This window comes from Microbacterium sp. LCT-H2, assembly GCF_001866135.1.
GTDB lineage: Bacteria > Actinomycetota > Actinomycetes > Actinomycetales > Microbacteriaceae > Microbacterium.
In genome coordinates, this window is the sequence record NZ_MODW01000009.1 from 68,660 (window position 1) to 82,607 (window position 13,948).

Below are 13,948 nucleotides of genomic sequence, written 5' to 3' on the forward strand. Positions count from 1 at the left end.
ATGGATCTCGCAACGATCTGGTTCTGGGTGGTCGCCTTCCTGTTCGTCGGCTACTTCGTCCTCGACGGGTTCGACTTCGGTGTCGGCATGTCGCTGCCGTTCCTCGGCAAGAACGACGTGTCCCGCCGACAGGTCATCAACACGATCGGTCCCGTGTGGGACCTCAACGAGACGTGGGTCATCGTGGCCGGGGCGTCGCTCTTCGCCTCGTTCCCCGAGTGGTACGCCACGCTGTTCAGCGGGTTCTACCTGCCGCTGCTGCTCATCCTGCTCGCGCTCATCCTCCGCGGCGTCTCGTTCGAGTACCGCCATCAGCGGGAGAGCCGGAAGTGGAAGCAGGGCTTCGACCGGATGATCGTGATCGGCTCCGTCGTCCCTGCGCTGCTCTGGGGCGTCGCCTTCGGCAACATCGTGCAGGGGGTGGCGATCGATGAGAACCACATCTACGTCGGCGGCTTCTTCTCGCTGCTCAACCCGTACGCGCTGCTGGTCGGTGTGACGACCCTGCTGCTCTTCTTCCTGCACGGCGTGCTGTTCGTCGCGCTGAAGACGGACGGTCAGGTGCACGAGGATGCACAGAAGCTCGCGAAGAAGGCGGCCATCCCGACGATCCTCGGCGCCGCCGCGACGGTGATCTGGACGGTCGCGATCGCGATGGGCCGCGAGGCCCCGCTGCTCTGGCTGGTCATCGGCGCCGGTGCGCTCGCGGCGGTCAGCCTGATCGCGGCGGTCGGCTTCTCGCTCGTCCGTCGCGACGGGTGGGCGTTCTTCGCCGGAATGCTCACGGTCATGTTCGCCGTCGTCATGCTGTTCTCCGCCCTGTTCCCGTTCGTCATGCCGTCGACCATCGACCCGGCGTACAGCCTCACGATCGCCAACGCGTCCAGCACCCCGTATACGCTGCAGATCATGAGCTGGACCGCGCTGATCGCACTCCCGCTGGTCATCGCGTACCAGACCTGGACCTACTGGGTGTTCCGCAAGCGCGTCACCCGCCGGTCGATCGAGGGGGCTCCGGCGCACGCGTGAAACCCGTCGATCCGAGGCTGCTCCGATACGCGGCCGCCGCCCGGGGGTTCCTCCTGGCGTCGGCCGCGATCGGCATCCTCCAGACCGCGGTGACGATCGCCTTCGCCTGGCTCCTCACCGAGGCGGTCGTGGGCGCGATCGCGGGGCGCGACGTCACGGTGACCCTGCTCTGGCTGCTCGGGACCGCGCTCCTGCGGGGTCTGCTCATCGCGGCGTCCGACGCCGCAGGCACCCAGGCCGCCGCCCGGACCGGGATGCAACTGCGCGCGGCGCTCGTCGCGGCCGTCGGGCGTCTCGGCCCGGGCTGGCTCGCACGGCGCAACCAGACCCAGGTCGCCGTCACCGCCGGTCACGGCCTGGAAGCCCTGGATGCGTACTTCGCCCGGTACATCCCGCAGCTCGTGCTCACCGTCATCGCGACGCCGGTGCTCGTCGCGGTCATGTGGTGGCAGGACTGGCCGAGCGGGCTCACCGCCGTCATCACCCTGCCGCTCATCCCGCTGTTCCTCATCCTCATCGGCATCGCGACCCGCACGGTGCAGAAGAAGCAGTGGCAGACGCTGCAGCACCTCGCCGCCCGCTTCGCGGACACGGTGCAGGGGCTGTCGACGCTGCGGCTGTTCGGCCGGGACCGCCGGGCGGCCGACCGCATCGAGGTGACCGCCGACGAGTACCGCCGCGAGACCATGAAGGTGCTCCGGTTCTCGTTCCTCTCCGGGTTCGCGATGGAGCTGCTGTCGTCGCTCGCGGTCGCGCTCATCGCGGTCGCGGTCGGGTTCCGCCTGCTGTCGGGTGACCTGAGTCTGGAGGTCGGGCTCTTCGTGCTGCTGCTCGCCCCGGAGGCCTTCCTCCCCATCCGTCAGGTGGGCGTGCAGTTCCACGCGGCGGCCGAAGGGGTCGCGGCCACGGAAGACGTGTTCGACGTGCTGGATGCCGCGCGTGACCGGGACCGCGGTGGCGTGCGCCCGCACGACCCCGGCACGGATGCACGACCGAACCCCGTGGACTCGGCTGACAGTCGTGTCGGGGTCGTGCAGGCGGGACGCGAGCTCGTGGTCGAGGGACTCCGCGTGCGAGACCTCCCGCCGGTGTCGTTCGTCGCGGAGCCGGGGACGGTGACCTTGATCGAGGGGCCGAGCGGCTCGGGCAAGTCGAGTCTGCTCGCCGCCCTCCGTGGCGCGGTGGACCACACGGGCACGGCGACCTGGGGAGGACGGGACATCGCCGAGCTCGCGCCCTCCGACTGGCTCGCCTGGGCCGGGCAGGCTCCGGGGCTGCTGCGCGGCACGGTCGCGGAGAACGTCGCCCTCGGGGATGCTGCTCCCGACCTCGCCCGTGTGCGGAGCGCTCTGGATGCCGCCTGCGCCGAGGGGATCGAGGCCGACCGTGTGCTGGGTGTGCAGGGCGCAGGGCTGTCGGGAGGTCAGGCGCAGCGCGTCGCGGTGGCCAGGGCGCTGTACCGCCACGACGGAATGCCCGGGAAGCTGCTCGCTCTCGATGAACCCTCCAGCGCCCTCGACGCCGACACCGAGGAGCGGCTGTGGCGGTCGCTGCGCGCACGGGCGGATGCCGGCGCCACCGTCCTGCTCGTCTCGCACCGCCGCTCGGCCAGGGACATCGCCGACCGGATCGTGGCGCTGGGGGTGAGCGCATGATCGAGACCAACCGCAGCGACCGGGTCCGGGAGGTGCTCCGGCTCGCGCAGCCGCCGTTCCGACGCTTCCTCCCTGGGCTGATCTGGGGTGTGCTGTCGGCGACGGCCGCAGTGAGCCTCCTCGCGGTGAGCGGCTGGCTGATCGTGAGCGCGTCGATCGTCGACTCCCTCGTGCCGCTGTCCATCGCGGTCGTCGGGGTGCGGTTCTTCGCCGTGACCAGGGCCGTCACGCGGTACCTGGAGCGGCTGAGCGGTCACGACGCCGCGCTGCGGCAGCTCGCGACGACCCGGTCCGACATGGTGCGCCGCCTCATCCCGCTCTCGCCGGCGGGGCTCGGCGCGACGGACCGGGGCCAGGTGCTCGCGGCACTTGTCGACGACGTGGAGAATCTGCAGAACCTCCCGCTCCGGGTCGTGCAGCCGCTCGCGGTCTCGGGCGTCGTCGCCCTGGGAGCCGTCGGCTTCCTCGCCTTCGTCTCGCCGCCCGCCGCGCTGACCCTCGCGGTCTGCCTCCTCGTCGCCGCGCTCGCCGCCGTCGGGCTCGGCTGGATCTTCGGCTCCCGTGCGGAGGCCGCGGTCTCGGCACGGCGGGCCGAGGTGTCCGCCGCCCTCGTCGACTACTTCGGCAGCCTCGATGTGCTGCTCGCGTTCGGCGCGGAGTCACAGGCCCGAGAGCGGATCCGGGTGGCGGATGCCGCCCTGCGTCGGGTCGTCGGCCGGGCGTCGCTCGCACAGGCCGTCGCGGCCGGAGTGGTTTCGCTCATGGCAGGGGTCGCATCCGTCTGGGCACTCGCGGTGGCGGCCCCTGGCCTCGCCACCGGAGTCATCGACGCCCCGTGGCTCGCGGTCGCGGTGCTCGTGCCGATGGTCGTGTTCGAGGTGTTCGGTGCCGTTCCGATCGCGGCAGCCTCGTGGCGGAGCGTCCGTGCGAGCGCGGAGCGCATCGTGGACGTGCTGCCCGAACGGATGCCGCCGGAGCTGCGGACCGACGCGGGGGAGGACGTCGAGGTCGACGGCGTCCCCGCGCTCACGCTACGGGGAGTCACGGCGCACTGGCCCGGAGGAGCAGCGGCGCTGACCGGCATCGACCTCGACCTCGCGCCCGGCGAGCGCATGCTCGTCTCCGGCGCGAGCGGTGCGGGCAAGAGCTCGCTGGCGGCCGCGCTCGTCGGGTTCCTCCGCGTGAACGGCGAATACCGGATCGGCGATCTCGACGCGGCGGCGCTGTCCGGGCCCTCGCTGCGCCGCGTCGTCGGTCTGTGCGAGCAGCAGCCGCAGCTCTTCGACGAGGACGTGCGGCAGAACCTCCTCTTCGCCAGGGACACGGCCACCGACGAAGAACTCCTCGCCGTGCTCGACCGTGTGGGACTCGCGGCGTGGGTGCGCGAGCGCGGAGGGCTCGATGCGCGGGTGGGCGACCGCGGTGCGCTGGTGTCCGGCGGTCAGGCGCAGCGGATCGCTCTGGCTCGCGCGCTGCTCCGTGGCTTCCCGGTGCTCGTGCTGGACGAGCCGACGGCGGGCGTCGACCCCGAGGCCTCGGACGCTCTCCTGCGCGACCTGCTGCAGGCGACGGGGGAGCAGTCGGTGCTGCTCATCTCGCACGTGGCGCCGCCCGCGGGGACGGTCGACCGGGTCGTGCGGATCGAGGGCGGCCGGACGGTCTGAGCCTCAGCCGACGAGGTTCATGTCGGCGGGCGGCTCCATCACGATGCCCTGCGCCTCGAACGCGCGACGGCGCTCCTCGATCCGGCGGTGCATCTCGACCTGGGCCTCGTCCACCACACGCGGGTCGAGGTCGACCGTCGGCGGATGCGGGTCGCCGTGGTGCGCGGCGATGTATGCGTCGAGCTCAGGGCCGCTGGTCCAGGAGGTGATGAGCGCGTACCGGGGGCCGGTACCGCGATGCCATACGGCATGCCAGAAGCGCTGCGTGTCGACGATGATCCGGGAGCCGGCGCGCAGCGGCAGGCGGACCTCGGTGGCCGGGTCGAACCGGTCGGAGCGGAGGATGAGCATCGAGTCGGTGTCATCGGTGAGGTTGTAATACCCGCGGACCACCCAGCCCGTGCCCGGCTCGTTGAGGCGGTTGTTGTCGTCCTGGTGCAGGTTGTAGATCGCGTCGGCGTAGTCGTTCGGCTGGAGCTCGATGACCCGGCAGCGGCCGACGCCGGCGCCCGGGGCCAGGGCGCGGCGCTGCAGGGTCGGGGCGATCGCGACCTGTGAGGGAATCCAGACGCCGTCCTTGTCGGTGCGCGGCGGCGTGTGGTTCCAGAAGCCGTTGCAGTCGATGTCGCCCGCGTAGCTCGTCAGGGGCGCGAAGCGGGTGATGCCGGAGGAGCGCCAGCCGACGTACTCGAGGTCCCGCCACTCGGACGGGTCCACCGGGGTGGTCTCGTCGTCGAGGACCACGTATCCGGTCTCGGCGAGCGCCGCAGACGTGATGAATCCCATGCTGCTTGCATCCTTCCCGTCGTTCTGCCCCCGGAGGCGGCGGGTTCTTAGGCAATCCTAATCCCGACCTCCCCTCGCCGACCCACCCCCTTGCGTGTGTCCCACCCCCTTCCGCCCGCACGCAGCGGGGTGGCTCGGCCGGAAGGGGGTGGGTCGGCGAGGGATATCCTGAGGCCATGACGCAGCCCCAGGGTGCCCTTCTCGTGGGCAGTGTGAACTTCGACGACGCCGAGACCACGATGTGCACGGCGGCGGAGCTGCTCGGCGACCGGTTGCGCCGCATCCCGGACGGCGAGGTGGGCAAGCGGTTCCACTGGATCATGTTCCAGCCCGACGTCATCGGCCAGGCGGACGGCATCGAGCGGATCGGCGACGAGCCCATCCCGTTCCCCGCCGGCATCGACGCACGGGGTCTCCGGATCGCCGAGGGCGTGGACCCGGCGACGATCGTGCTGCCTCCGCTGGGGTACGCCTCGGCCGCGATCGAGTCGTACGGGCTCTTCGCCCGGCTGCGTGAGGAGGGGGCCATCCCGGCGGGCACCCGGTTCCAGGTGTCGCTGCCCACCCCGCTCGCCGTCATCTCCTCCTTCTTCCACGGCGACGACCGGGCCGCGATCGAGCCCGTGTACACCGCCGCGATGCTCCGCGAGCTCGACGAGATCCTCGCGGCGATCCCGCACGACGACCTCGCGGTGCAGTGGGACGTCGCGAGCGAGATGGGCATCCTCGAGGGGGCCTCCGGCTACGGCGCCGTCATGGCGGCGTGGTGGCCCGGTGACCCGTTCGACGGACTCGTCTCGCGTCTGGCCGCCCTCGTCGACGCCGTCCCGGACGGCGTGGAGGTGGGCGTGCACCTCTGCTACGGCGACGCGGGGGAGAAGCACTTCTTCGAGCCGACCGACGCCGGCTCCCTCGTCCGCTACGCCAATGCGGTCATCGCCGCGGCCCATCGCCCGCTCACCTGGCTGCACCTTCCCGTGCCGATCGGTCACGACGACGAGGCTTACTTCGCCCCACTCGCCGCGCTCACCCCGGTCGAGGAGCTCTACCTCGGCCTCGTGCACCGGGAGGACGGCGCGGAGGGTGCGCGTCGCCGGATCGCCGCGGCCGTCCCGTTCGCGCCGAAGTTCGGCGTCGCCACGGAGTGCGGCATCGGGCGTGCCCCCGCCGGATCCACGAAGGGCATCCTCCGCGCCCACGCCGAGGTCGCCACCGCCTGGTGACCCGCCGATTCGCGCGCTCGGCCCCGGTGTCGTAAACTGATCCGCGGTGACGTGTCCGAGCGGCCGAAGGTGCAACTCTCGAAAAGTTGTGTAGGGTAACCCCCTACCGTGGGTTCAAATCCCACCGTCACCGCCATGGAAACCCCCGAGAAATCGGGGGTTTTTCCGTGTCCCCGCCCATCAGCGGGGTTGCATGCGCCTCAGCTCCGAGCCTGGATGCGGAGCCTGGAGACCTCGCCGCGGGCGTGCTCGAGCTCTTCGGCGTGCTTGTCGTCCGGTTGGGCGATGGCGTGCACGAGGTCGAACAGGGCGTGACGGAGGTGCTTTCGGGCTCGCCTCTCGCGGTGGCCGGGAGCGGCTCGCAACCATGTCTTCCGGGCTTTGCGGTCGACCATGGCCTCGATCTCCTCGTCGGTGACGGTGCCGGCTGCGACCTCGGGCGCGAGAAGGTCGCGCACGAACTGGTGCTCTCGGGGCGCGGCGAGGCGGAACGCGATGCTGAGAATGACGAGGGCGAGGATGACGGACCCGGCCATGACCGCGACGACCCCCAGACCGTTCCCGCCGCCGAGACCGGTGGCGTCGTCCCAGGTGAAGTGGAGGAACATGCCGGCGAGGACGAACAGGATGCCGCGGAGCACACGCCGCGGCTGAGCAGCCGTGCCGAGGATGTAGATCGCGCCGCTGCAGACCAAGGCGCTGAACAGAGGGTGCGAAACCGCGCTGGTGGCGATGCGGGTGATGGAGATCGTCACAGCGGCGCTGTCCGGGTTCGCACTGAGCGAGGTCATGGTGCCGTTGGCGGCGTAGAGGAAGTCCTCGAAGACGGCGAAGCCGAGGCCGAGGAAGGCGCCGATGATGAGTCCGTCGTTCGCGGTGCGGATGAGGCGCGGGGCGAGCCCCATCAGCAGGATGAGACCGCAGAGCTTCGCGAGTTCCTCGGTGAAGGGAGCGGTCAGGCCTGCCGCCCAGTTCGCAGCCCAGTCCTGGCCGAACAGCTTGGGGTAGATGCCGAGCATGGCGGAGTTGACGGGCAGAGCGAACGCGAACGTCGCCGGGATCGCACCCCACACCAGGGCAGCGGCGATCAACCCGCCGGGCTGGCGTTCCCACCGGTCGATGTGGTGGAACCATCCGGCCCACGCCGCCCCGCTGAGCAGGCACAGAACGGCGGCGACGGCGAACGGCTCGGCGTAGAACACGACGTCGCTGCGGAAGTACGACCAGATGTGCACGACACCGATGCCGGTCAGCACGACGTACACCCAGAAGCAGAGGTTGCGGAGCTGGACGAACCGGAACGGCTGCCCCCACCCGGAAATGTCGATGGCGACGCGCTGCCGCTCCTCGGGGTCCAGCGTTGCGGTGCCGAGTGTCTGCTGGCTCATGAGGCGTCCTCCGCGTCGAGGGTACGGATGCTGGCGACCATGTCGGCGATCTGCTGTGCCGCAGCCTTCATCTGCGCGGGCGAGCCGTGTGCGGTCACCTTGATTCCCGTTCCGTCGATGACGAATGCGGTGATGACGCCGTCCTCGTTCATGCTGCTGTACTGCTGAAGGACTCCGCTCTCACCGGAGTCGGTGCGCATGGTCGCCGCAGCGCCGTCGACGCGGAAAGCGGGGTCGACGGTTGCCGCGGTGACCTTGTCGATCTGAGCGAGCAACTCTTGCGGGGTGCCTTCGAAGGCGCCCGTCGTCACATCGAACTCAACGCCCGAGCCCGTGAGCGTCGCGTCGCCGCTCTGGTCCACAGACCCGTCCGCGTTCAGGCGGTGACCCGCCTCGATGTTCCACCCCACGGCCGGCGTGAAAGCGATGTCCTCGGTGAGTGCGAGCTCGTCACCGGCGACCACCGGGTCGTTCCAGGGGATCGCCGCATCGATGCGGGGGATCACGACCGTGAACACGAGGAACACGACCCCGACGAAGATCGCCTTCGCGAACGTGCGCCTGTCCAACCCGAGCACTCGATGCTCGACCGCCACCCGTTCGTCCGCGGACGCGACTCGCGACATCGACAACCTCTCCGTCTGGTGGTAGCCGATGCGCCGCCTTCCACGACACTGTCAGGGGCGAGCAGACCTCGTCAACATCACCATGGCGACCGCGCTGGAGAAGAGTCGCCGACGGGGCCTAGCCTCCGGTCGGCCCCGGGATGTGGTCTATGGGTGCACCTGCGGGGATCAATGGCTCGCGCTGCACCGAAGCGCGGAACTCGCCGAGGATGCGGTTGAAGTGCGTGATCGTCCAGCTGTGCAGGTACTGCGCGTCGATCGGCTCGCGCTCCTGCGGGTCCGTGATCAGATTGATCAGGTGCGGCGAGCTCAGCTCTGCCGGTGGATCGTTCGCGTAGCGTTGGGCGACGAGAGCGAGTTTGAAGTTCCGCCACTTGACGCCGTACAGCTTCTCACCCATCCAGTAGGGAAAGCCGTCACGTGCCGACGCCTCTTGGTGACCGGCGAGCCAGTTCGACTGGTCGACGCCGTCGATGACGCGGTCGTCGGGCAACTCCGCGCCGGCTGCGGAGATCAGCGTGGTGAACCAGTCGGTCACATGCATGATCTCGTTGCTGACGACGCCTTCGGCGACGTGGCCGGGCCACTGCACGATGCAGGGGGTGCGCAGGTTCCCCTCGCCGCCGGCGAAGTAAGACCCTTCGAAGAAGCCCGGCGTGCCGCGCCAGGTGAGTACCTCCTCCGGGCCGTTGTCACCGGCGAACACGATGATCGTGTCGTCGGAGAGGCCGAGCTCGTGGATCAGGTCGACGATGCGGCCGAAGTCGGCGTCGAGCTCGAGGAGCGCGTCCGACCATTCGCCGTTGCCGGAGGTGCCCTGGAACTCTTCCCGGGCGAGGACAGGCATATGCATGAGCGAGTGGTTGAAGTAGACGAAGAACGGCTTGTCCTCATCGACCGATGCGCGCATGAAGCGTTCCGCGCGCTCGAGGTACTCGCGGTCGACGTCCCGCCGCACGTCGAGGGTGAGCTGGACGCCTTCGGTCACGTCCGCGTCGCCGTGCGTGCCTTCCCGCATGCGCGATACCGGGTCGCGTTCGGGGTCGTACCAGGGATCGGAGGGCCACAGCGCCTCGTCGTAGGTGCGGGCCGGTCCGTACCACTCCCGGAACCCCTTGTCGGTGGGCCAGCGCCCCGCGCCTTCGCCGATGTGCCACTTGCCGTACACCGCACACGCGTACCCGGCCTCGGAGAGGACGTCGCCGAGGGTGCGCTCCCACGCAACGAGTCCCCATCCGCCCGGAGCGCCGAGGGGCACGCTGTGGGTGCCGGAACGGATCGAATACCGCCCCGTCATCAGAGCCGAACGGGTCGGCGTGCACTGGGCTTCGGGGGCGTAGTTCGTCATGCGGAACCCGCGTGCCGCGAACTCATCGATGCGCTTGGTCCAGACGCCCCGCAACGGACCGCCGCTGTAGCAGCTGAGTTCGCCGAACCCCAGGTTGTCGACATGGAAGAACAGAATGTTCGGTCGCGTGGTCAAGATCGTGCCCCCTTCGACTCCGCCATCGCCAAAGATACGACCCACCGCGGTGGGTCGCCAGCGATAGATCAGCGAACTTCAACGCTCGACGTGTCCGGGATCCCGAGCGTGATAACGTAGATGTCGTTCACGGGCCTATGGCGCAGTTGGTAGCGCGCCTCGTTCGCATCGAGGAGGTCAGGGGTTCGAATCCCCTTAGGTCCACAGGAACAGAACGAAGGAACCTCGCCCCGCAGCTCGCGGGGTGAGGTTCTTTCGTTGGAGCTGGCGCACGGGGCCGATTCGACCGCTGCGACGAGACCGCTCAGCAGCGGCCGGGGGTCGATTCGGTGCCCCTAGGCTGAGGACATGGACGCGACGCCCAGCGAATCCGGCTCGACCCTGCATACGCATGCCGTCGACAGCCAGCGCCGTGCCGCGGCCCTCGGCGAGGGGAATCGGGTGCTGTCGCGCACGCAGAAGGTGTACGTGGCGCTCCGGGACGACATCGTCCGCACCCGGCTCGCCCCGGGCGAGGTCGTCATCGAGCCCGAGCTGGCCGCGCGCTTCGGGGTGTCGAAGACGCCGGTGCGTGAGGCCCTGCAGATCCTCGTCGTCGAGGGGCTCGTCGTCGCCCTTCCCCGACGCGGATACGTCGTCCGCCCGCTGGGCATCAACGAGGTGCGCGAGGTGCTCGACCTGCGGTTGATCATCGAACCGCCGATGGCGGCGGGGGCGACCCGCTACGGCAACGAGGCCTTCGTCGAGGAGCTCAGCTCGATCCTGGAGGCGCAGCGCAGCGGCTCCGGTACGGCGGAGCTGACCGACGCGGCGCGCGCGTTCCACGAGTGCATCCTCGGCGCGGCGCGCAACGCTCGGGCGAAGACGCTCATGAGCGGCCTGTTCGACGAGACGACACGGAGTCATCATCTGATCCCGGCCATCGATGCGCGCATCCACTCGGACGTCGAGAACAACGGACACCAGCAGGTGCTGGAGGCGATCCGCACCGGAGATCCGCAAGCCGCCGAGGAGGCCATGCGCCGTCATCTCGTCGAGCTGCGGGAGTTCGTCCTCCACGCTTTCCTCGAGGCCTGAACCACCCTCGCCTCGTCCTCGTGGCGTCATGAGCGCTTTAGATATATCTCAGGAATATGCCTATTGTGGCCAAGATATTCGACGGCTATGGTGGGTGCCGACACCGCGGTCGGCTCTTCGGCCTCGATGGGAGTTGCCGAGAGGATCCAGGATTGTTGCGACGTCGTATCCGCACCTTCACCGAGCTGTTGAGCTTCGCTCCGCCCGCGTTTCCCACCGAGGCGAAGCGCGTGGCTGAAGCCCGCAGCCTCGACGACCTCCGACGGCTGGCGAAGCGACGCGTTCCCGGATTCGTCTTCGACTACGTCGAGGGTGCTGCGGTGACCGAGCAGGCTGCGCGCGACAACGAGTCGGCCTTCGCCCGTCGGAAGTTCGTGCCCTCCGTCACGGAGAGCGCCGCGGGGGCGTCACTCGCTACCCGGCTGCTGGGACGCGAGCACGCGATGCCGCTCGGCATCGCGCCGATCGGTCTCACCGCCCTCATGCGGGCGACCGGCGAGACCGACGGTGTGCGCGCGGCCGCGAGCCGCGACGTGCCCTTCGTGCTCTCCACGATGGGCACGCGGAGCATCGAGCACGTCGCAGACGCGGCCCCCGGTGCGCGCCGCTGGTTCCAGCTCTACCTGCGGCGCGATCGCGCCGCGTCGCTCGCCCTGATCGAGCGGGCCGCCGCGGCAGGGTTCGACACGCTCGTGCTGACCGTCGACACCCGGGTCCCGGGGCAGCGCTACCGCGACGACCGCAACCGGCTTTCGATGCCGCCGCGGCTGACGTTGCGCACTGCCGCGCAGTCGGCACTCCACCCGGCGTGGTCGCTCGACCTCCTGGCGCACGACGCACCGGCCATGGCGAACTTCGGTCCGCGGTCGGGAAGCGTCACCGACGTGGTGAGCAGCATGTTCGATCCCGCCCTGTCCTTGGACGACGTGCGGTGGCTGCGGGGGAACTGGGCCGGGCCCATCGTGGTGAAGGGCGTCCTCTCCGCCACCGACGCCGAGCGCTTCATCGACGCCGGCGCGGACGCCATCTGGCTCTCCAACCACGGTGGGCGCCAGCTGGACCGTGCGATCGCGCCCATCGAGGTCGTGGGCGCCGTGCGGGCCGCCCTTGGCGACGACATCCCCCTCCTGCTCGACTCCGGTATCCGCAGCGGACTCGACGTCGTGGCCGCGATCGCCGCGGGGGCCGACTTCGTCTTCCTCGGCCGGGGATACATGTACGGCCTCATGGCGGGCGGCCGCATCGGAGTGGAGCGGGCGCTCGACCTCGTGGCGGACGAGACCCTGTCGACGATGCAGCTTCTCGGCGTGCGCACGACCGCCGAGCTGCGCGGCCGGGGGACCGCGGTCCTCGCGCCCACCGGATAGCCACGACCACGCCAGCACTTTTCAATGACGAAAGGACACCCCATGGCCCACGAACAGCAGCGCACCATGACCCCGCAGGCGAGGCGCGCGATCGCCGCCGCCTACTTCGGCACCCTCATCGAGTGGTACGACTACGCCCTCTACGGCGCCGCCGCGGGCCTCGTGATCGGCCCGCTCTTCTTCCCGGACGTCATCCCGGCTTCCGCCTCGATGCTCGCCTTCGCGACCTTCGCCGTGGGCTTCGTCGTGCGGCCGCTCGGCGGCCTCCTCATCTCCCACCTCGGCGACCGGGTCGGCCGGAAGCCCGCGATGATCCTGACCATCGTGCTCATGGGGATCGCGACCGTGGGCATCGGGCTCCTCCCGACCGCCGAGGCGATCGGGGTGGCCGCGCCGATCCTGCTTATCCTGTTCCGCTTCATCCAGGGCTTCGGTGCCGGAGCGGAACTCGCCGGTGCCCTCACGCTCGTCGCGGAGTACGCGCCCGAACCGCGCCGGGGAAGGGTCATCGGACTGGTCACCTCGGGGGCCCCGGGCGGAGCGTTCCTCGCGACGCTGGCATTCACGTTCGCCTCGATGCTTCCCGGCGACGTGCTGCTTGGCTGGGCCTGGCGCATCCCGTTCCTGGTCTCCGCCGTCCTCTTCGTCCTCGCGCTGTGGATCCGTCGCCGTCTCGAGGAGACGCCCGAGTACCGGGACGCCGTGGCGAACGCCGAGCACACCGCGATGAAGGTGCCCCTGGCCGAGCTCTTCCGGCGCAGTCCTCGCGAGCTCTTCCTCGGCTTCTTCAGTGTGTGCGGTCACAACGTGACGAACTACGTGCTGAGCGCCTTCGCGCTGAGCTATCTCACGCTGACGGTCGGCATGCCCCGGGTCGAGGCGCTGATCGCGGTCCTGGTGTCCTCGCTGCTCACCGCCTTCGCTCCCGTCCTCGGTGGAGTCGCGGTCGATCGTTTCGGGGCCAAGCGCGTGGTCGTCTTCGGTTCCGTCGCCGGGATCGTCCTCACGTACCCGGTCTTCCTCTCGCTGCAGTCCGGCGACCCGGTGCTGGCCGCTCTCGGGATGACGGCGCTCGGTGTCATCGCGGTGGGAGCGACCGCCGCCTCCACCGGGACCTTCCTCACGAATCTCTTCCCGACCCGCTACCGCTTCACGGGCGTCGCGACGGCCCGAGAGCTCAACGGCGCTCTGGTCGCGGGGCCGACCCCCCTCATCGCCTCCGCTCTCGTCGCGGCCGCCGGGGGAGGACTCTGGCTCGTGGTGCTGTTCGTCATCGGCGCCTGCCTGGTGTCGCTGCTGGCCGTCGTCGCGACGCCGAAGCGCGTCGGGGATCTGCAGCCCGAGGACCACTCCGACTCCTCCGGATTCGCGCCGGCGGGAAGGGCCGCGGACTGAGGGGCGGGCGACACGCCCGGGAATCGACGGTGATTTGCCCGATGCTCGGAACCCACGTAAGTTATTACCTGTTCGCCCCAAACGGTTGAGCGGAGGTCCTCGGACCGGCTCCCGTCAAGCATCGAACACCTCCCGAATCCCACACACTCTGAGTGAACAGGATGAAGGATGCTGATCCGTTCCCACGGTCAGGCCGAAGAAACTCGGACTTGACAACGGAAACGAGATCGGTAAGATAGAGAAGTTGCCCTGCGG

At 69.7% G+C, this 13,948-nt stretch carries 11 protein-coding genes and 2 tRNA genes; 9 read left to right on the top strand and 4 right to left on the bottom strand.

All coding sequences use genetic code 11. The features are described 5' to 3' along the window. The 3 genes from cydB to cydC are packed head-to-tail and all read left to right on the top strand — an operon-like array spanning nucleotide 1 to nucleotide 4,348. Nucleotides 1-1,029 (top strand): cytochrome d ubiquinol oxidase subunit II, encoded by a 1,029-nt coding sequence (gene cydB, locus BK819_RS15695; protein ID WP_071329955.1) that lies wholly within the window; start codon nucleotides 1-3, stop codon nucleotides 1,027-1,029. Beyond that, nucleotides 1,026-2,684, top strand: coding sequence for a thiol reductant ABC exporter subunit CydD (gene cydD, locus BK819_RS15700; protein WP_071329956.1), 1,659 nt, complete (start codon nucleotides 1,026-1,028; stop codon nucleotides 2,682-2,684). Before cydB ends, cydD begins: the two co-directional genes overlap by 4 nt. Then, nucleotides 2,681-4,348, top strand: coding sequence for a thiol reductant ABC exporter subunit CydC (cydC, locus tag BK819_RS15705; RefSeq protein ID WP_071329957.1), 1,668 nt, complete (start codon nucleotides 2,681-2,683; stop codon nucleotides 4,346-4,348). Before cydD ends, cydC begins: the two co-directional genes overlap by 4 nt. A 3-nt stretch (nucleotides 4,349-4,351) precedes the next feature. On the opposite strand, the gene BK819_RS15710 is transcribed toward cydC, so the two are convergent. Then, complete coding sequence (locus tag BK819_RS15710) at nucleotides 4,352-5,134, bottom strand: hypothetical protein (protein WP_071329958.1); 783 nt, start codon at nucleotides 5,132-5,134, stop codon at nucleotides 4,352-4,354. A 176-nt stretch (nucleotides 5,135-5,310) separates the two neighbouring features. Between BK819_RS15710 and BK819_RS15715 the strand changes: the two genes are divergently transcribed. Beyond that, nucleotides 5,311-6,357 carry a hypothetical protein gene (locus BK819_RS15715; protein ID WP_071329959.1) on the top strand — a complete coding sequence of 349 codons (1,047 nt, stop codon included), beginning with the start codon at nucleotides 5,311-5,313 and terminating at the stop codon, nucleotides 6,355-6,357. Between the two features lie 45 nt (nucleotides 6,358-6,402). Continuing rightward, a tRNA-Ser gene (locus BK819_RS15720) sits at nucleotides 6,403-6,493 on the top strand. Between the two features lie 64 nt (nucleotides 6,494-6,557). On the opposite strand, the gene BK819_RS15725 is transcribed toward BK819_RS15720, so the two are convergent. The 3 genes from BK819_RS15725 to BK819_RS15735 form a co-directional block, all read right to left on the bottom strand. Then, a complete protein-coding gene (locus BK819_RS15725; protein WP_071329960.1) occupies nucleotides 6,558-7,745 on the bottom strand; it encodes a PrsW family intramembrane metalloprotease in 1,188 nt (395 codons plus the stop codon). Then, nucleotides 7,742-8,371, bottom strand: a complete 630-nt coding sequence (locus BK819_RS15730; RefSeq protein WP_071329961.1) for a hypothetical protein — start codon at nucleotides 8,369-8,371, stop codon at nucleotides 7,742-7,744. Before BK819_RS15730 ends, BK819_RS15725 begins: the two co-directional genes overlap by 4 nt. Before the next feature lie 118 nt (nucleotides 8,372-8,489). Continuing rightward, nucleotides 8,490-9,854 carry a sulfatase-like hydrolase/transferase gene (locus tag BK819_RS15735; RefSeq protein ID WP_071329962.1) on the bottom strand — a complete coding sequence of 455 codons (1,365 nt, stop codon included), beginning with the start codon at nucleotides 9,852-9,854 and terminating at the stop codon, nucleotides 8,490-8,492. 131 nt (nucleotides 9,855-9,985) lie between these two features. On the opposite strand from BK819_RS15735, the gene BK819_RS15740 reads away from it, so the two are divergent. The 4 genes from BK819_RS15740 (at nucleotide 9,986) to BK819_RS15755 (ending at nucleotide 13,693) form a co-directional block, all read left to right on the top strand. Next, nucleotides 9,986-10,058 (top strand) — tRNA-Ala (locus BK819_RS15740). Between the two features lie 144 nt (nucleotides 10,059-10,202). After that, nucleotides 10,203-10,931: a GntR family transcriptional regulator gene (locus BK819_RS15745; RefSeq protein ID WP_083391833.1), complete on the top strand. Its 729-nt coding sequence runs from the start codon at nucleotides 10,203-10,205 to the stop codon at nucleotides 10,929-10,931. A gap of 152 nt (nucleotides 10,932-11,083) precedes the next feature. Beyond that, nucleotides 11,084-12,298 carry an alpha-hydroxy acid oxidase gene (locus tag BK819_RS15750; protein WP_071329963.1) on the top strand — a complete coding sequence of 405 codons (1,215 nt, stop codon included), beginning with the start codon at nucleotides 11,084-11,086 and terminating at the stop codon, nucleotides 12,296-12,298. 42 nt (nucleotides 12,299-12,340) lie between these two features. Then, the gene (locus BK819_RS15755; protein WP_071329964.1) at nucleotides 12,341-13,693 is read left to right on the top strand and encodes an MFS transporter; all 1,353 of its coding nucleotides are present in this window, start codon (nucleotides 12,341-12,343) and stop codon (nucleotides 13,691-13,693) included. The last annotated feature ends 255 nt before the right edge of the window (nucleotides 13,694-13,948 follow it).

Excerpts from the sequence above, each read along its gene's own strand:
- cydB (WP_071329955.1), top strand. The coding sequence starts at position 1 with ATGGATCTCGCAACGATCTGGTTCTGGGTGGTCGCCTTCCTGTTCGTC.
- cydC (WP_071329957.1), top strand. The coding sequence starts at position 2,681 with ATGATCGAGACCAACCGCAGCGACCGGGTCCGGGAGGTGCTCCGGCTC.
- BK819_RS15710 (WP_071329958.1), bottom strand. The coding sequence starts at position 5,134 with ATGGGATTCATCACGTCTGCGGCGCTCGCCGAGACCGGATACGTGGTC.
- BK819_RS15715 (WP_071329959.1), top strand. The coding sequence starts at position 5,311 with ATGACGCAGCCCCAGGGTGCCCTTCTCGTGGGCAGTGTGAACTTCGAC.
- BK819_RS15725 (WP_071329960.1), bottom strand. The coding sequence starts at position 7,745 with ATGAGCCAGCAGACACTCGGCACCGCAACGCTGGACCCCGAGGAGCGG.
- BK819_RS15730 (WP_071329961.1), bottom strand. The coding sequence starts at position 8,371 with ATGTCGCGAGTCGCGTCCGCGGACGAACGGGTGGCGGTCGAGCATCGA.
- BK819_RS15745 (WP_083391833.1), top strand. The coding sequence starts at position 10,203 with ATGGACGCGACGCCCAGCGAATCCGGCTCGACCCTGCATACGCATGCC.
- BK819_RS15755 (WP_071329964.1), top strand. The coding sequence starts at position 12,341 with ATGGCCCACGAACAGCAGCGCACCATGACCCCGCAGGCGAGGCGCGCG.